At 58.6% G+C, this 18,569-nt stretch carries 14 protein-coding genes; 11 read left to right on the top strand and 3 right to left on the bottom strand.

The annotated features are described in order from the left end of the window. Positions 1-8 precede the first annotated feature (8 nt). The 4 genes from glgP to SVU69_11385 all read left to right on the top strand — a co-directional run bounded on the left by glgP (position 9) and on the right by SVU69_11385 (position 6,502). Positions 9-2,534 (top strand): alpha-glucan family phosphorylase, encoded by a 2,526-nt coding sequence (glgP, locus tag SVU69_11400; protein MDY6943599.1) that lies wholly within the window; start codon positions 9-11, stop codon positions 2,532-2,534. Positions 2,535-2,650: 116 nt separating this feature from the next. Continuing rightward, positions 2,651-4,006, top strand: a complete 1,356-nt coding sequence (locus tag SVU69_11395; protein ID MDY6943598.1) for an MBL fold metallo-hydrolase — start codon at positions 2,651-2,653, stop codon at positions 4,004-4,006. Positions 4,007-4,043: 37 nt separating this feature from the next. Next, on the top strand, positions 4,044-5,603 hold the full coding sequence (locus SVU69_11390) for a thymidine phosphorylase family protein (GenBank protein ID MDY6943597.1): 1,560 nt from the start codon (positions 4,044-4,046) through the stop codon (positions 5,601-5,603). Beyond that, positions 5,600-6,502, top strand: coding sequence for a ribose-phosphate diphosphokinase (locus tag SVU69_11385; protein MDY6943596.1), 903 nt, complete (start codon positions 5,600-5,602; stop codon positions 6,500-6,502). Before SVU69_11390 ends, SVU69_11385 begins: the two co-directional genes overlap by 4 nt. Here the strand turns inward: SVU69_11385 and SVU69_11380 are convergent. From SVU69_11380 to SVU69_11370, 3 genes are all read right to left on the bottom strand, one after another. Further along, on the bottom strand, positions 6,499-6,684 hold the full coding sequence (locus tag SVU69_11380; GenBank protein MDY6943595.1) for a hypothetical protein: 186 nt from the start codon (positions 6,682-6,684) through the stop codon (positions 6,499-6,501). The two genes, SVU69_11385 and SVU69_11380, sit on opposite strands and share 4 nt — an antisense overlap. A 77-nt stretch (positions 6,685-6,761) precedes the next feature. Next, complete coding sequence (locus SVU69_11375) at positions 6,762-7,277, bottom strand: cytochrome P460 family protein (protein MDY6943594.1); 516 nt, start codon at positions 7,275-7,277, stop codon at positions 6,762-6,764. Between the two features lie 129 nt (positions 7,278-7,406). Then, positions 7,407-8,537 carry a CaiB/BaiF CoA-transferase family protein gene (locus SVU69_11370; protein MDY6943593.1) on the bottom strand — a complete coding sequence of 377 codons (1,131 nt, stop codon included), beginning with the start codon at positions 8,535-8,537 and terminating at the stop codon, positions 7,407-7,409. 261 nt (positions 8,538-8,798) lie between these two features. On the opposite strand from SVU69_11370, the gene SVU69_11365 reads away from it, so the two are divergent. The 7 genes from SVU69_11365 to purL all read left to right on the top strand — a co-directional run bounded on the left by SVU69_11365 (position 8,799) and on the right by purL (position 18,353). After that, complete coding sequence (locus SVU69_11365) at positions 8,799-9,329, top strand: Hsp20/alpha crystallin family protein (GenBank protein MDY6943592.1); 531 nt, start codon at positions 8,799-8,801, stop codon at positions 9,327-9,329. 426 nt (positions 9,330-9,755) lie between these two features. Next, positions 9,756-10,814: a glycosyltransferase family 1 protein gene (locus SVU69_11360; GenBank protein MDY6943591.1), complete on the top strand. Its 1,059-nt coding sequence runs from the start codon at positions 9,756-9,758 to the stop codon at positions 10,812-10,814. Beyond that, entirely contained in the window at positions 10,811-12,022 is a 1,212-nt protein-coding gene (locus SVU69_11355; GenBank protein ID MDY6943590.1) for an NAD-dependent epimerase/dehydratase family protein, read from the top strand. Before SVU69_11360 ends, SVU69_11355 begins: the two co-directional genes overlap by 4 nt. Positions 12,023-12,065: 43 nt before the next feature. Then, positions 12,066-12,863, top strand: a complete 798-nt coding sequence (locus SVU69_11350) for a UDP-2,3-diacylglucosamine diphosphatase (protein ID MDY6943589.1) — start codon at positions 12,066-12,068, stop codon at positions 12,861-12,863. 324 nt (positions 12,864-13,187) lie between these two features. Beyond that, positions 13,188-13,520, top strand: coding sequence for a DUF1820 family protein (locus tag SVU69_11345; GenBank protein ID MDY6943588.1), 333 nt, complete (start codon positions 13,188-13,190; stop codon positions 13,518-13,520). Positions 13,521-13,575: 55 nt separating this feature from the next. Continuing rightward, positions 13,576-14,355, top strand: coding sequence for an MBL fold metallo-hydrolase (locus SVU69_11340; protein MDY6943587.1), 780 nt, complete (start codon positions 13,576-13,578; stop codon positions 14,353-14,355). A gap of 107 nt (positions 14,356-14,462) precedes the next feature. Continuing rightward, on the top strand, positions 14,463-18,353 hold the full coding sequence (gene purL, locus SVU69_11335; GenBank protein ID MDY6943586.1) for a phosphoribosylformylglycinamidine synthase: 3,891 nt from the start codon (positions 14,463-14,465) through the stop codon (positions 18,351-18,353). Positions 18,354-18,569: the final 216 nt, after the last annotated feature.

Genomic DNA, 18,569 nt, shown 5'->3' with positions numbered 1-18,569 from the left:
ATCGTCGAATGGATTCTATTGCCCGTTTCACCCTCCCGAGTTTGCCTGAGGGGCTTGAGGATCTGGCCGAGTTGGCTCTGGATCTTCGCTGGTCCTGGAGCCACGCCACCGACAAGATCTGGGCCAGAATCGATCCGGAACTGTGGAATGCCACGCGCAACGCTTGGCTGCTGCTCCATAGCGTTTCGGCGGTGCGTTTGAAAGAGTTGGCTCAAGACTCGGATTTCTGCGAGCTGGTGCATACTCAACTGCAGTCGCGACGGGATTTTCAGGCGTCCGGTAGCTGGTTCGAGGGTTGTGTCCCAGAGGGTGCGCTCAAGGGTATTGCCTACTTCAGCATGGAGTTCGGTTTAAGCGAGGCGCTGCCGATTTACTCCGGTGGGCTTGGCATCCTGGCGGGAGATCATCTTAAAACCGCCAGTGACTTGGGGCTACCGCTATGGGGCGTCGGCCTGATGTATCAGGAAGGTTACTTTCGTCAGGGCATCGACGCTGCCGGAAATCAATTGGCTTTCTATCCTCATAACGACCCCAGCCAACTCCCCGTGACGCCGGTACGTGACGAGGAGGGCGAGTGGCTCAGGATACTCGTCGAGATTCCGGGCCGGACCCTCCGGTTGCGGACCTGGCAGGTTCAGGTGGGGCGTATCCGGCTGTATTTGCTCGACAGTAACGATCCCATGAACAGCCCGGTGGATCGGGGTATCACCGGTCAGCTTTATGGCGGCGGGGATGAAATGCGCTTGTTGCAGGAAATCGCGTTGGGCGTCGGTGGCTGGCGATTGATCGAGGAGTTGGGCCTTAACCCGGAAGTGTGTCATTTGAACGAGGGCCACGCGGCGTTTCTGGTTTTGGAGCGCGCGTTTTCGCACATGCGAAAGACCGGACAGGATTTTTGGACCTCACTGTCTGCGACGCGCGCCGGCAACGTGTTCACGACACACACCCCCGTAGCGCCGGGGTTCGATCGTTTTTCTCCTGAATTGTTCGAACGTTATGCGTGTCCGTATTGCGAACGCTTGGGCATCAGCATGAAAGAGTTGGCATCTCTGGGGCGACGTAACCCCGAGGATCCATCGGAACCATTTAACATGGCGATACTCGCCATCCGGGGCAGCGTTGCGATCAATGGCGTCAGCCAGCTTCATGCGGATGTTTCGCGTCGCTTGTTTCAGCCGTTGTTCGAGCATTGGCCGCGAAGCGAAGTTCCGGTGGGCTATGTCACCAACGGCGTTCATGTGCCGTCATGGGACTCGGTCGCGGCGGACAAGCTGTGGACGCGGATCTGTGGCAAAGGACGCTGGATCGGCACACAGGAGACGCTTGAGAAGGATATTCGTGAAGCCAGCAACGAAGAGTTGTGGGAATTTCGCGCGGCCGGTCGCAAACAGTTGGTCGACTATGCGCGCCGTCGCTATGTGGACCAAATTCGGGCCAGCGGCGTCAATCCCGAGCACATCGAACATGTTGAACGGCTGTTGGACCCCAATGTACTGACCATTGGTTTTGCGCGTCGATTTGCCACCTACAAACGACCCGATCTCTTGCTCTATGATCCGGATCGCCTAGTGCGATTGCTGACCAACGCCGATCAGCCCATGCAGATCATTATTGCCGGAAAAGCCCACCCCGCCGATGAAGCCGGCAAACGCATCGTGACCCACTGGATCGATTTCCTGGCCCGTTCCGAAGTGCAAAATCACGGCGTTTTTCTGGCGGATTACGATATGTTGATCGCCGAACAACTCGTTCAGGGGGTGGATCTCTGGATCAATACGCCGCGACGTCCCTGGGAGGCCAGCGGGACAAGTGGCATGAAAGTCCTGGTCAACGGCGGCCTGAATCTCTCGGAATTGGATGGCTGGTGGGCGGAAGCCTATCGTCCGGATCTCGGCTGGGCGCTTGGTGATGGCCAGGAGCATGGCGATGATCCGGCTTGGGATCGCCAAGAAGCGATACAGCTCTACGACCTTTTGGAGCGCGAGATCGCCCCGTGTTTTTACACGCGCGACGAGCGCGGTATCCCCCGCGGCTGGGTCGCCCGGATGCGGGCCAGTATGTCCGAGTTGACGCCGCGTTTCAGTACCAACCGGATGGTTCGGGAATATACCGAAAACTACTATTTACCCGCGGCCCGGGCCTACCGAGAGCGGATCGGCGATGACGGCCGAATCGCGGCCGAGTTGAGGCAGTGGAAAAGCGATCTCTCGGCCCATTGGCAGAACATACACTGTGGCGAGCAGAATTTGGTCGTCGATGGCGAGTCGATGCATTTCACTTTGCCGGTCTACCTGGATGACCTCAAACCCGAACAGGTTCGAGTCGAGCTGTTCGCCGAACCGTTGGACGGTGCAGAGCCTGAGGTAGTGGTGATGGAGAAAAAAGATGCGCTTGCCGGTGCCGTCAATGGGTTCCTCTATGAAGCCAGCGTTCCTGTTGGCCGGCCGGCGGAACACTATACCGCCCGGGTTGTGCCCTTCCATCCGGCCGCGACGGTTCCCTTGGAAGATGCTCACATTTACTGGCACGGTTGATGTGCGAATCTGACCTGGGTCAGGATGGCAGCGGCTTTCTGTCGCCAATATGAGGAACGATGCGGTTGTCGTCCCGCTCAGCCATTCATCTGTCGCGATAGAAACGAGAACAATAAATGGAAATTCAGTTTTTGGGTGCTGCCCGCACGGTCACCGGATCCAAATACCTTTTAACGGGTGAGCGCGGTTCGGTTCTTGTCGATTGCGGTTTGTTTCAGGGCTTAAAGGATCTGCGTCGCCGAAACTGGCAGCCCTTGCCGCTCGATCCCGCTCGTTTGGACGCGGTGGTGTTGACCCACGCCCATCTGGATCATAGCGGATACCTTCCATTGCTGTGTAAGCGGGGCTTTGAAGGCGACATCTACTGCACCGCTGCAACGGCGGATCTTTGCGGTATCTTGCTGCCGGACTCGGGTTATCTTCAGGAGGAAGAAGCCCGCTACGCCAATCTTCGGGGCTATTCCCGCCATCACCCGGCATTGCCGCTGTATACCCAAGCGGACGCGGAGCGCTGCCTGAATCAGTTGGTCCCCGTGCCGTGGGGCGCACAGATTGACCTCGGTGGATTCCAATGCGCGTTTTCGCCCGTGGGGCATATACTGGGTGCCGCTAGCGTGCGGTTGTCCGATGAGCGCCGCTCGATCACGTTTACCGGGGATGTCGGCCGCGCCAATGACCCGGTGATGCGAGCACCGCAGCCGCTGGGTCAGACGGACTACTTGGTGGTGGAGTCGACTTACGGCGACCGACGGCATTCTGACGAGGATCCGGCGACGGTTATCTCAGGCTTGGTGAACGATGTGGCGGCGCGCGGGGGCGTGATGATCGTACCGACCTTCGCCGTTGGCCGCGCGCAGATTCTGCTTTACGTGCTCAGTCAGCTCAAGGCCGCTGGCCGGATTCCCGATCTGCCGATCTACATCGACAGTCCCATGGCGATCGATGCCACCGAGTTGTTCCTCGCTCACGCCGACGAGCACAAACTGGACGGGCGGGCCTGTCGGCAAATGTGCGAATCGGCCCAATATGTTCGAACCGCCGAAGAATCCAAGGCCTTAGGGCGGCGGCACGGACCCATGGTGATTATCTCTGCCAGTGGCATGGCTTCGGGCGGTCGCGTATTGCATCATTTGGAAACCTTTGGAGGACATCATCGCAATATGGTCCTGTTCACCGGATTTCAGGCCGCGGGCACTCGGGGCGAGGCGATGGTCAATGGCGCCGACGCGGTCAAGCTTCACGGCCGTGTGGTACCCATCCGAGCCGAAGTCAGACAGATCAACAGCCTCTCGGCCCATGCCGACCACGTGGAAATGATCGACTGGTTGCGGCAGATGCCGGAACCGCCCCGGCGCACCTTCGTCACCCATGGAGAATCACATGCAGCCACCACCTTTGCCGGGTTCTTGGAAAGCGAGTTAGGCTGGACGGTGAACGTTCCCGGGCAAGACGAAAAATTCAACCTCAAGTGAATCGGTCTAACGACCGCCTGCCCCATTGAGTCGGAAAATGCGAAAACAAAATACGATGGGTGCGCACGGCCTTGTCGCGCGGCGTATGGGTATCGACACCCACCAAGAACCTGTGATCTACATGCGAGAGGATTGTCCGGTCTGCCGGGCGGAAGGGTTCGACGCTCAGTCCCGTATCCGGGTTGGGAACGGCGAGCGCGAGATCATCGCTACCTTAAACGTCATTTACGATCATCTGCTCGGCTATGAGGAAGCCGGTTTTTCGGAATCCGCGTGGCGACTTCTGCAACTGCGGGAGGGGGATCGCGTGTTTGTCTCCCACCCTGAGCCAGTGGAGTCTTTTCGGTTTGTTCGCTCCAAGCTGTACGGAAACCGCCTGGAGGGGCCGGCTTTGGATGCCATTGTTCAGGACATCGTGGCGGACCGATATTCCGACGTTCAGATTTCCGCCTTTATTGCCGGGACTGCGGGTGATCGACTGGACGATGAAGAAATCATCGCTTTGACCGAAGCCATGACGGCGGCCGGAGAACGCCTGCACTGGGACTATCCCCAGGTGGTCGACAAACACAGTGTGGGTGGCCTGCCGGGCAATCGGACCACCCCCATTGTGGTTTCCATTGTGGCCGCTTGCGGGCTGATCATGCCCAAAACATCTTCCCGCGCGATCACTTCGCCCTCGGGTACGGCCGATACCATGGAAACACTGGCACCGGTGAACTTGGATTTGGCGGACATGCGGCGCGTGGTCGATCGGGAGGGGGCGTGTATTGCTTGGGGCGGCGCGGTTCGTTTGAGTCCGGCCGACGATACCCTGATACGTGTCGAACGTGCCCTGGACGTGGACAGCGAAGGTCAGTTGATTGCCTCAGTGGTGTCGAAAAAGGCAGCTGCCGGTTCGTCGCATGTGCTCATCGATATGCCCATCGGTCCCACCGCCAAGGTGCGTTCGGCCGAAGCGGGGGAACGGCTAGCCCGCCGTTTGGAAAAGGTCGGCCAGCGGGTCGGATTGATCATCCGGGTTTTGGCCAGTGACGGCTCGCAACCGGTTGGGTTTGGCATTGGCCCCGCTTTGGAGGCGCAAGACGTGCTGGCGGTATTGCAGAACCACCCGCAAGCGCCGCGCGATTTGCGCGAGCGCAGTCTTTTAATCGCGGCTGACATTCTGGAAATGGGTGGGCTGGGCGATCGGGTCCATACCCTTCAGCTGGCCCGGCAAACACTAACAGACGGACTGGCTTGGCAGAAGTTTCAAGCCATCTGTGAGGCGCAAGGTGGGATGAGAACACCACCGCGGGCCCGTCACCGCAGCACCATCCAGGCCGCCCGTTCCGGGCGGGTTTTGGACATGGATAACCGACGCTTGTCGCGGTTGGCCAAACTGGCCGGGGCTCCTGGTGCGCCCGCCGCGGGTGCGGAGATTCACGTTCGGCTGGGTCAGCAACTTGACGCCGGTGATCCGCTCTATACGATTCACGCTGAGACGAAGGGCGAATTGCGCTATGCCCTGGGCTATCGGAAAACAACGGGGGAAATCATCACACTGGCCAACGACGAACATGGCGATGCCGCAGCGGAGCACGTGACCCCATTATGACGGCGTTATTGCTGGCCCTGCCAGGCGCGGAACCAATGGCCACGGAACTGTGTGGTCACTTGAACTCGGCATTGCTCAAATGGGAGTTTCGTCGATTTCCGGATGGTGAGTCTTACCTCCGTATCCTCGGGGATTGTGCCGGGCAGGACGTGGTGCTGGTGGCCGAGATGAGCCAACCGGACGAGAAGTTCCTGCCGCTGGTATTCGCGGCACAAACGGTTCGTGATTTGGGCGCGAAACGAGTGATTCTGGTGGCCCCGTATTTACCCTACATGCGCCAAGATACGCGTTTTCGCCGGGGTGAGGGGGTCACGGCGCGCTATTTTGCCCGCCTGCTGTCGGCTGTAATCGACGGTTTGGTGACCGTTGATCCGCATCTTCACCGAATTCATGATCTGGCCGAAGTTTATACCGTGCCCAGCAACGTGGTCGGTTCAGCTCCGGCAGTGGCGGAATGGATTGCGCGGCATGTCGTGCATCCGCTTATCGTCGGCCCGGATGAAGAGAGCGAGCAGTGGGTGGGCGAGATCGCTTCTGCTTTGGATGCGCCATACGTCATCCAGCGCAAACGGCGTCTCGGAGATCGGGCGTTGGAAATCGATTTGCCGGATGTGAGCGCGTGGCGCGACCGCACAGCGGTTTTGGTTGATGACATCATCTCCACCGGGACGACCCTGGCTCGAAGCGTCGAACGATTGCGTCAGCAAGGGTTAGAAGACGTGATGGCTGTGGCGGTGCATGCGCTGTTTTGTGGCGATGCCTTGGCCACGTTAGACCGCACGGGGCTGAGCTCTTTGGTCACCGCCAACACGGTAGTGCATGCCAGTAACGATATCGATCTATCACGCCTCATCGCGGAGGGAGTGCGGGAACTTCTGTCCGGTTTGGACAACAATTAGTCGCGTTCGTCTCGCTCTTGTTCGTCGCGTTGGCGAAAATGCCGGTCCCAACTGGAGTCCAAGCCGAAGTCGTCCGGTTCCGCGTCATCGTCGTCGTCCAGTTCGGTATCTTCCGTTCGGATATCCAGCAGGATCAATATACCGAGCGCGATCAATATGATCACGAGCACCCAAATTTCCATGGGTCGATTCTTCCTTGCTATGACGCTGGACGTCTTCCTGTTCAAATTCCAGCGTCTCCATCAAACCCGCCCCTGGGCTATTTCGGCCAAGCGGCAGGTACCGTAAAGACATAGTCCTGGTCGGCTACGGGTTGGTGGCAGCTGAAACACTCTCGGCTGAAGTTGGTTGATGCACCGTATGCTTTAAGCTCGTCCCCCTGCCATCGGGCGAATCCCCAACCGCCGGTGGCGCGGTACTGCTCCCGGTCTTTGACCATCAACTCCACATGCACGAATTCACCGGGGACGGAGGCATCGGGCCAGATTTCGTGTTGGGCTTGCGTCCACACGACCTTGGCCAAGATGCTGCCATCCGGCCAGGGTTGATGTTGGCCTTGGCGAACCGCCGCCATGGCGGCGGGATTGCCTAAGATCACGCGCAAAGTTTGGTTATCCCGGCGTTGAGATACTGCAATCACATCCCATCGGCGGTAGTCGTCAGGTAACGTGATGCCATTGGGTGCCGGTTTCGGTGTCGCATATACCGAAGCCGATACCATGCAAAGCACTGCAATCAGCCCAATGGCAAAGCGGTGGTCGTTCAACTTGGGCATGGTCTGAGCTCCCGATCCGTGGGTATGGGCTTCAGCTTTCTTGAATCGGCCGGATCGTCGACGATCCGGCCGATTCAAGGATAGACGTCTGATTCGATGAGCACCCAGCCCCCTGATTAAGCCGGCACTTTAGACGATTTTGGCTTGTTTGAGTTCGTCGATCTCGGATTGTGAAAATCCCCAATCCGCCAGTGCGTCGTCCGTATGTTGTCCGGCTTTGGGCGGCGGTCCTTGAACTTCAGGTACCGTCCGGCTAAAGCGGGGCGCCGGCGCAGGCTGCATGACGCCTTCGATCTCGATGAACGTTTTTCGAGCCACGTTGTGCGGATGCTTCGGCGCTTCGTTCATGTCCAGAATCGGACCGTAACACACATCGGTGCCTTCCATGATCTCGGTCCATTCATCTTGGGTTTTGGTTTTGAACGCGGCGGCCAGTTTTTCTTTGAGTTCCGGCCACTTGCGTTGATTCATCTGGGCTCTGAATTCCGGGTCATCAGCCAGCCCGGTTTTTTCCAGCAGCAGTTTGTAGAACTGGGGCTCGATGGAGCCGATGGCAACGTACTTGCCGTCTTTTGTTTCGTACGTATCGTAGAAATGGGCACCACCATCGAGCATGTTGCTGCCTTTCTCGGTTTTCCACATGCCGGATGCTTTAAATCCGTAAATCATGGCCATCAAGGTGGCGGCGCCGTCGGTCATGGCCGTATCGACCACTTGGCCCTGGCCACTGCGCTGAGCTTCCAGCAAAGCGCAGACGATGCCGAACGCTTGCAGCATGCCACCGCCGCCGAAGTCGCCCACGAGATTGAGTGGGGGCACGGGACGCTCGCCGGCTCGTCCGATGGCCGCCAGCGCACCGGAGATGGCGATGTAATTCATATCGTGACCCGCCGCATGGGCTAGGGGACCGTACTGACCCCAGCCGGTCATCCGGGCGTAAACCAATTTCGGATTGCGCTCCAGGCAGACATCAGGTCCCAGTCCCAGGCGCTCCATCACGCCCGGCCGGTAGCCTTCCATCAAAACATCCGCTTTTTCCGCGAGCCGGAGAACGGCTTGGACACCCTCCGGTTTTTTGAGGTCGACGGCGACCGAGCGCCGGCCACGCCCTAAGACGTCGTATTTCCCACTGAGCGAGGGGATGTTTTTCTTGTCCACGCGGAGTATTTCCGCCCCCATATCCGAGAGCATCATTCCGCAGAATGGTCCGGGGCCGATACTGGCGATTTCCAGAACCTTGATTCCTTTAAGAGGTCCCATAGTCTCCTTCCTTGGATTTCGTAATTGTAAAAACCCGGCCGACCCAGTCGGCCCATTGGGCTTGTTCGCCTGAGGATACTAGAAAACGCGCGCAATGGCCCGTGCGACACCGACGGCGTCGGGGCGATCGATGGGGCGGGTTTGACTTACGTCAAGCGCTGGTTGGGGTTGAGTTCTTAATCTTGGATTCCATGTTCTAGATTGTTGTTTAGGCAGTGGGTTTATCGACTGTTGAGTGACGTGAAGTCAAGGAGACGACCGATGGTAGAGAGGAAAACGCGAAGCAAATCCAAGAGTGAGGCCAAGCCGGCGGAGCCAAACTCTCCACAGCCGCTGGTTTCCCGCGAGCGCTGGCTGCATCCGTTCCGGGACATGGAGCGGGAGTTCGATCGATTCTTCGGTCGGTCCATGTTGCCATTCGGCCGGGAATGGCCGCGGTGGGATGAGTGGTTTACAGCGGAAACGGCGGTGCCAAAAGTGGACGTGATCGATCAAGATGACGAAATCATCGTCCGCGCCGAAGTCCCGGGTATGACCAAGGATGATTTGGATGTCTCATTGACTGACCAAAGCCTGACCATCCGGGGACAGAAACGCTCGGAAGAGAAGGAAGAAAAAGAAGGCGAGTATTTTCGTCAAGAGATTCGCCGGGAAGAGATCAGCCGGACCGTCATGCTGCCCTCCTCGGTTGATCCGGATAAAGCCAAAGCGACGTGTAAAGACGGCCTGTTAGAGCTGGTGCTGCCCAAACGCGAGGTCACCAAACGTCAGAAGCTGAAAATTCAATCGTAACCCCCCGGGCGTTTTAATCATCTGCTCCATACGCGCCACCTCCGACAGGGGGTGGCGCTTCGCCTTTAGACACATGCCGGTCCGGGCTGTGGCTTCGCGCTATCGATTGCTGCAGAGCCATTCAAATATGTCAGCCGTGTGACAGGCAGGCCCGGCTTAGCACAGTTTGATCCCTGATGCGCTGCTGTGAAAACCTGATTTTTCCTCGCCGACCATCCGGTACGCTGGCTTGGTTGTCCACTTTGCTGCCTCCTGGTTGGTTTGTGACACCATCACAAAACCGTTATCTGGCAGTTACCAAACTGTCATAACTCCCACCCATACTGAGGTCCCGCATGAGATACGGCATGCGGGACGCTTAGCTTGATGATCGGCCGGTGTTTCGTGGAAGCCGTGGTTCCAGATACCACCACAGCGAGGAAACGAATGCGGATTGCGATCGTCACGGATGCCTGGAAGCCGCAAATTAATGGCGTCGTTCGAACCCTCACCACGTTAGAGCGACAGCTGGAAACGCGTGGCCACCGCGTGAAGGTGATTCACCCGGGCCTGTTCCAAACCATCCCCATGCCCAGTTATCCCGAAATTCGCCTGGCGGTTGTTGCGCCGGATTTTAAGTTGCGTCGCTTGCTTTGGGAGTTTGAGCCCGACCGCATTCATATTGCGACTGAGGGGCCTTTGGGTATCGCGGCACGCCGTTACTGCGTCAATAAAGGTCTGCAGTTTACGACGTCCTTCCACACCCGCTTTCCGGAATATGTGAAAGCGCGCGTTCCGGTTCTGCCGCTGTGGCCGGGTTACGCCATGATGCGATGGTTTCACAGCGCGGCGACCCGGACCATGGTGAGTACACCCGCTTTGCAGGCTGAGTTGGCCGGTCGCGGCTTTCAGAACCTTGTTGTATGGACCCGCGGCGTGGACACCGACCACTTCGTACCGGGCGACAAAGACTTTCTGCCCGATCAACACCCCATTTTCATGTATCTGGGGCGGGTTGCGGTGGAGAAAAATATCGAGGATTTCCTGCGCTTGGACCTGCCCGGCACCAAGTATGTCGTGGGGGACGGACCGGCGCGGGAAGAATTGCAGTCCCGCTATCCCGAAACACGATTTACCGGCGCCAAGGTCGGTGCGGAGTTGGTGCGTCACCTCGGCGCTGCTGATTGTCTGGTCTTTCCGAGCCGTACCGACACCCTGGGTCTGGTGGTGATGGAGGCCATGGCCTGCGGTGTGCCGGTTGCAGCCTATCCCGTTGCCGGCCCGGCGCAATTGGTCGAGCACGGACAGACGGGTTATTTGAGTGAGGATCTCAGGGAAGCGGCGCTGGCGGCGCTGGAAATCCCGTCCGAGCAATGCCGCACGTTCGCTGAACAGTGTTCGGTCACAAGGTCGGTAGATGAGTTTGTTAACTATCTCGTGCCCGCCGAAACGGCGTATGAGACTTCGATTCTGGACATGCTGAAAATCGATCGGAGCGAACGATGAAAATCATAGTGTTGGGTGGCGATGGTTTTTGCGGTTGGCCCACGGCCTTACATTTGTCTGCCCGTGGGCATGATGTTTTGATTGTGGACAACCTCTCCCGCCGCAATATCGATAACGAGTTGGGGGTCAGTTCGTTGACGCCCATTCGTCCCATGGACGTCCGCTTGGCCGCATGGTCGGCGGTTAGCGGCCGATCGATCGAGTTTTGTCGTATTGATGTGGCCAACGAGTATGAGCGCTTGTGCCAGCAGATTCGGGCGTTCTCGCCGGATGCCGTGGTGCATTTCGCGGAGCAGCGATCCGCGCCGTATTCAATGAAGTCCTCGCAGCACAAACGCTACACCCTGGCGAACAATTTGATCGGTACGCAGAACGTTTTGTGCGCCTTGGTGGACACAGGGATCGATGCCCATCTGGTTCACCTGGGCACGATGGGCGTATACGGATACTCCACCCATGGTGCCAGAATCCCCGAGGGTTACCTCAAGGTCCGAGTTCGGGACGCCAAGGATCGTTGGGTGGAACAGGAAATCCTTTATCCGGCCGATCCGGGCAGTGTGTATCACATGACCAAGACCCAGGATCAGTTGTTGTTCTACTACTACAACAAGAACGACGGTTTGCGGATCACCGATCTTCACCAGGGCGTGGTCTGGGGCACGCAGACGGTGGAAACCGCGCAAGACGAGCGATTGATCAATCGCTTTGACTACGATGGCGATTACGGCACGGTTTTGAATCGTTTCCTGATGCAGGCGGCTGTTGGCCACCCGCTCACTGTTCATGGCACGGGTGGACAGACCCGGGCGTTTATCCATATTCAGGATACCGTCCGTTGCATCGAAATGGCCCTGGCGAATCCCCCCGTCAAGGGCAGTCAGGTGCGAATCTTCAATCAGGTGACTGAAACCCATCGGGTGCGGGATCTGGCGGAGAAAGTTGCATCGCTCACCGGTGCCGAAGTCGATTTCCTGTCCAATCCCAGAAAAGAAGCGCTGGAGAACGATCTTCAGGTCGAAAATCGCTGTCTGTTGGACTTGGGGCTGGAGCCGATCACGCTCGATACCGGGCTCATGCGTGAAGTTCACGACATTGCAAGAAAGTACGCGGGGCGAGCCGACCTGGAAAAGGTCATTTGTCGCTCGGTCTGGACCGACGAACAACGTTCGGCGGGTGAGTCGGCAACATCCATTTCCTCCGCCGCCTGACAATCAGAGGTTCATGGGTTAACGAAAACATCGGAGCGAACAAATGCAGAACGTCCACGCCATCCGCGGTCAGCACTATCGCACAGTTTGGATTTCTGACGTTCATTTGGGGTCAAGGGGCTGCCAGGCCACATTTTTGTTGGATTTCCTGAAATCCGTTCGGTGTGAAAAACTTTATCTGGTCGGAGACATCATCGACACTTGGGCGCTCCGGCGCAGCTTCTATTGGCCGCAGGCGCATAATGATGTCCTCCGCGCCGTGCTGGGTGCGGCCAAGCATGACACTGAAGTGATCTACGTCCCGGGAAACCACGATGCCATGTTCCGGGATCATGTCGGAACCCGCTTCGGAAACGTTGAGATACGCCGCCACGACATCCATCAGGCGGCCGACGGGCGTCGATATCTGGTTTTGCATGGCGACGAGTTTGACAGCGTCGTTCAATACTCCCAGCTGGTCGCCATGTTCGGCAGCAAGATGTACGACACGCTGTTGCGGCTGAACCAACCGGTCAACTTCGTGCGCAGCGTGATGGGGCGGCCGTATTGGTCCTTGTCCGCTTTTGTCAAAAGTAAGGTCAAAGAAGCGGTTAACTACATCAGCGACTACGAGGAGGCGGTGGCCCGGGAGGCGGCCAGATTCGGCATTGATGGCGTCATCTGCGGTCACATCCACCGGGCCGAGTTGTCCGATATTCAGGGTATTCGATACGGCAATTGCGGCGACTGGGTTGAGAGCTGTACCGCGCTGGTTGAAGGTCACAATGGTGAGGTCCGCCTGATCGACTGGTCTGAGGTGGTCCGCTCCGGGCAGGGTGAAACCATGCCTCGCGTGGCCTAAGCGATGGGTTCCAGGCGGGTTCGTTCAAGAGACGAACCCGCCATTTCTTCCCGTAAGGCCTCGATTCCTGCCTGAGATGAGGGGTACGATCCGCCAATCCGGGCTTTGGCCCTCCGAATGATTCGGTTAGACTATCGCCCCGTTGCAGTTAGTTGGATCGGATTTTCGGGCGTTTGCCGTCACTCCTTAAGCGCATATTGAGCGTATTTTTCCCGTTTGCGAATTAGTCATGGCGCTTCGCGCGATGTCTGCGGACAATCGCCGTATCGCCGTGAGAAGGAGTGCGGATTCCGTATCGGCCTGGTGAAGGATGGCAGAGAGACGATGGCGGCCAAGACACTCTTTAAAGTGGTTTTTATCAACCAAGGTAAGATCTACGAGATTTTCGCGCGCAAGGTCCACCAAGAGATGCTCTATGGCTTCATCTGTGTGGAAGATCTGGTGTTCGGTACCCGCTCGGACTTGGTTCTTGATCCCTCGGAAGAGCGGCTCAAGGACGAATTCAACGAAGTGCGTCGCAGCTTGATACCCATGCATGCGGTGATCCGAATCGACGAAGTAACGCGCGAGGCTACGCCTCGTATCGTTCCGGCCGAAGGCAATGTGACCGCGTTTCCGGGACCCGTTTATACGCCGGGCGGCGACGCCAAAAAGTGAGTTCGGACCTCAATCGAGCCCAGTACACGGATCGGTATTTCCTCTGGAGTTGCCGATGAGCCAGTTGCGCTTTGCCAGCTTGGGAAGCGGTAGCCGCGGAAACGCCACCTTGGTCGCCACCGGCGAGACCATGGTCTTGGTCGACTGCGGCTTCTCGGTCTCTCAAGTCGAGCATCGAATGGCGCAGTTGGACGCATCCCCCGACCAATTGGCCGGCATCCTGGTTACCCATGAGCACGCCGATCACATGGGCGGCGTTCCCCGGCTTGCGCGAAAATACGGCCTGCCGGTTTGGATGACGACGGGGACCTTCCGGGCCGCCCGTTCCCCATCGCTACCGAGCCGTCATTTGATCAACGGACATGAGTCTTTCGCGGTGGACGGGCTTCACGTTCAGCCTTACCCTGTGCCTCACGATGCCCGTGAACCGTGTCAGTACGTTTTCTCTGACGGTGACTGCACCTTGGGTATATTGAGCGATGCCGGCGATATCACCCCCCATATTCGTATGTGCTTAGATGGCCTGAGCGCGCTGATGCTGGAGTTCAACCACGATCTGGACATGCTGGCCGAAGGGCCTTATCCGCCCGAGTTGCGAGCGCGTGTCGGCGGACCACTCGGCCACCTGAATAACCTACAGGCGGTCGATCTGCTGCAATCGTTGGACCGCACACGTTTGCAACACCTGGTGGCGGGGCACATCAGCGAAAAGAACAATACAAAAGAAAGGGTTCTGGCCGCGGTGCGTGCGGTTTTGCCGGATGAAGCAGGGGGAATGGAGTTTGCAACTCAGGGTAAAGGGTTCGATTGGCGGGCCGTTCAGGGTTCAAATTGATGCGATCGAAACCCAGCGCCGGGCGTGCCTTGTGATCGACAGCGGACCGATGTGGTCGGCGCCGAGTCGGTGGCTTCCGAATTCTTAACGTGGGGAGGTTCATGGCCGTGATGCAAATAGCTGGTGGACCGGCACTATCTGATTTTCGTCTCAAAAAACTCATCGAACGCGTTCAGGCGTGCTGCCCGGAAACGACCGGCTTGTATGCCGAGTTTGTACATTTCGTGGACGTAGAAGGAGAGCTTTCCGCCAGCGAGGAAAACGTTCTTCGGGTGTTGTTGGGCTACGCGGGTCAGACAATGGACGTCGCGGAGGGCGTTCGCAGTGTTTGGGTGACACCACGGTTCGGCACGATCTCGCCTTGGGCCAGTAAAGCCACCGATATTGTTCACAACTGCGGCTTGGCCAAGGTTCGCCGCGTCGAGCGCGGGGTTCGTTACGACCTCATGGGTCTTTCCGATCAGGCCGATCTCATCGAGACGTTGGGCGATGTGCTGCATGACCGGATGACTCAGGTCCTGCTGGACAACGCCGATCAGGTCGAAGCCTTGTTCATGTCGGCCCGCGCAACACCGATGCAATCGGTCGACGTACTAGGCAAAGGGCGGGCGGCTCTGGTCGAGGCAGATGAGCGCATGGGTCTGGCGCTGTCGGCAGACGAGATCGATTACCTGGTGGAGAGTTTTCGGGCACTGGGGCGTAATCCGAATGATATCGAACTGATGATGTTCGCCCAGGCCAATTCGGAGCACTGTCGGCACAAGATCTTCAATGCCGATTGGATCATCGAGGGGCAAGCCATGCCTCATTCGTTGTTCCAGATGATTCGAAACACCTATGAACATCATCCCGGCCGCGTTTTGTCGGCCTATCGGGATAATGCGGCGGTGATGGAAGGTTTTACCGCCAAGCGCTTTTTTCCCGAATCGTCCGATGGGGTCTATACCTTTCGAGAAGAACCCATCGACATATTGATGAAGGTGGAAACTCACAATCATCCCACCGCCATCGCGCCGTTTCCCGGTGCGGCCACCGGTGTGGGCGGTGAGATTCGCGATGAAGGCGCGACCGGTCGCGGTGCGCGCACCAAAGCCGGTCTCACCGGCTTTTCGGTATCCAACTTACACCTTCCCGATTTCCCTCAGCCGTGGGAGCAGAACCTGGGGCAGCCAGAGCGCATGGCTTCTGCCTTGGAGATCATGCTGAGCGGGCCAATCGGCGGCGCGGGATTCAACAACGAGTTTGGCCGACCCAATCTGAGCGGTTATTTTCGAACCTACGCGCAAAACGTCGATGGTCCCGCCGGCAAAGAGTGGCGCGGCTATCACAAGCCGATCATGCTGGCCGGTGGAATGGGAAATATCCGGCGACCGCACGTCGCTAAGGAGGCCATCCCGGCCGGTGCTCACGTGGTGGTACTGGGTGGTCCGGCCATGTTGCTGGGCCTGGGCGGCGGCGCGGCTTCCAGTATGGCCAGCGGAACCAGTAGCGCCGAGTTGGATTTCGCCTCGGTGCAGCGCGACAACCCGGAGATGGAGCGGCGGTGCCAGGAAGTCATTGATCAATGCTGGCAGCTCGGGTCGGGTAATCCCATTTTGTCCATCCATGATGTGGGAGCGGGGGGGCTGTCTAACGCGATTCCCGAGCTGCTCCACGATGGTGGTCGCGGCGGACGGCTGCAATTGCGCAAAATCGACAATGCCGACCCGGGGATGTCGCCGCTCGAGATTTGGTGTAACGAAGCGCAGGAGCGCTATGTGCTGGCGGTGACGCCGGAGCGACTGGATGTCCTGGTGGCGATCTGCGAACGGGAACGTTGTCCCTACGCCGTCGTGGGCGATGCGACTGGCGAGCCTCAGTTAGTGCTGGAAGATGACTTGTTCGGCAACCGCCCGATTGATTTGCCGTTGTCGACCTTGTTCGGGCACCCGCCCAAAATGACCCGCGACGTGGACCGTCCCGCCCGGGACTGGACGGCGAATGTCGCCGGTGAGCAGCGTCTTTTGAGCTTGCCGGTGTCTGAAGCGGCTTACCGCGTGTTGCGGCTGCCGACAGTCGGCGACAAGACGTTTTTGATCACCATCGGTGACCGAACCGTTGGCGGCTTGAGCGTCCGCGATCAGATGGTTGGCCCGTGGCAGGTGCCGGTGTCCGATTGTGCCGTGACCACTTCCGGCTACAGCGGCTTTACCGGTGAAGCCATGGCCATCGGCGAGCGAACGCCTGTGGCCCTATTGAGTTACCCTGCCGCCGCGCGATTGGCGGTGGGTGAGGCCATGACCAATCTGCTCGCAGCCGGTTTGACGGACACGTCCGATGCTGTGCTTTCAGCCAACTGGATGGCGGCGGCCGGTCATCCCGGCGAGGACGTGGGTTTGTATGCAGCGGTTCGCGCCGTCGGTATGGAGCTTTGCCCGGCGCTGGATCTGACCATACCGGTCGGCAAAGACTCCATGTCCATGAAAACGGTCTGGGAAGCGGATGGCCAGTCCCAGGCGGTGACGGCGCCGTTGTCGCTGATCGTTTCGGCGTTTGCACCAGTCAAAGATGTTCGACGGCACGTGACACCCCAGCTTCGTCTGGATCAAGGGGATAGCGAACTGTTGCTGATCGATCTTGGGGCTGGCCAGAATCGGCTCGGCGGTTCCGCGTTGGCGCAGGTCTACAACGAGCTCGGCAGAACGCCGCCGGATCTGGACGACCCGGCTCGATTCCGGACCTTTTTCCGCGTTGTCTCACGCCTGATAGGCGACGGTTTGGTGTTGGCCTGCCATGATCGCTCAGATGGCGGATTGCTGGTCACGCTGGCAGAGATGGCCTTTGCGTCCCGCTGCGGCCTCGATGCGCAACTGGACAGTTTGGGTGAGCTGGCCATCGCCGGTTTGTTCAACGAAGAGTTGGGTGTGGTGATCCAGGTTCGTGCCACTGACATCAGTACGGTTCTGGATCGAATGGCCGAGGCGGGTTTGGACGCACTGTGTCACCGGATCGGTCGGCCGGCGACGCATCACCGGCTGCGTTTCACGTTAAGCGGCCGGTTGGTGTTCGACGAAGATCGCGTGAACCTGCACCGAGCCTGGTCGGAAACCACATTTTCCATGCAGCAGCTACGGGATAATCCCGCGTGCGCCCAGCAAGAGTACGATCGAATCCTGGATCGCGATGATCCGGGCCTGAATGCGCGCCTCACCTTCGATGTCGCCGAGAAGGTCAGTCCACCTTATTTGGGAGGGCAGAAACCCCGGGTGGCGGTGCTCAGAGAGCAAGGGGTTAACGGTCACGTCGAAATGGCTTATGCCTTCGATCAGGCGGGATTCGAGGCCGTGGATGTGCATATGACCGATCTGATCGGTGGCCGTTTCAAACTGAAAGACTTTTCCGGATTGGTGGCCTGCGGCGGTTTTTCCTACGGCGACGTCCTCGGCGCAGGCGGGGGTTGGGCACGGAGCGTTTTATTCAATCCGCGTCTCTACGATGAATTCGAAGCATTCTTCAATCGTCTGGAAACCTTCGCGCTCGGGGTGTGTAATGGCTGTCAGATGCTCTCACAACTCAAAGGCATCATCCCAGGAGCGGAGCATTGGCCGCGGTTCGTGCGGAATCGGTCGGAGCAGTTCGAGGCCCGACTGAGCCTGGTGGAAGTCGAGTCCTCACCCTCGGTGTTTTTCTCCGGTATGGCCGGCTCGCGCCTGCCCATACCGGTGGCCCACGGCGAAGGTCGGGTCCTGTTTGACGACGCCGTCGATGTGAACTTGGCCCACTCCGCGCTGCGCTACGTGGACAACCGAGGTGAGGCCTGCGAGGTGTATCCTGCCAATCCCAACGGTTCGGCAGGCGGAGCGACCGGCTACACGTCTGCGGATGGTCGGGTCACGATCATGATGCCCCATCCCGAGCGGGCAGTACGCACCGTCACCCTGTCGTGGGCGCCCGCCGACTGGTCCGAAACCAGTCCTTGGATGCGGATGTTCCAGAACGCCCGCGCGTGGTGTCAGTAGCCTGTCGATGGCCGGCCGCCCTTGCGAGTGAGTGAACACGGATCAAGAAACGTTCGGGGCTTTGACAGTGTCTGTCGCCTGAACGTCATATCAGGACCGTATCATAGGACGTTGATCCACAAAGACACCACCGGGGGCCGCAGGGCTTCGGCAGTTCTATGGGTGAACGCCAGAAAATCTCGGCCAGTTCGGCTTACCGCAAATGTATCCCCACGT

The sequence above is a fragment of the Pseudomonadota bacterium genome, from assembly GCA_034189865.1.
Lineage (GTDB): Bacteria > Pseudomonadota > Gammaproteobacteria > UBA5335 > UBA5335 > JAXHTV01.
This window is presented reverse-complemented; position numbering and strand designations above follow the sequence as displayed.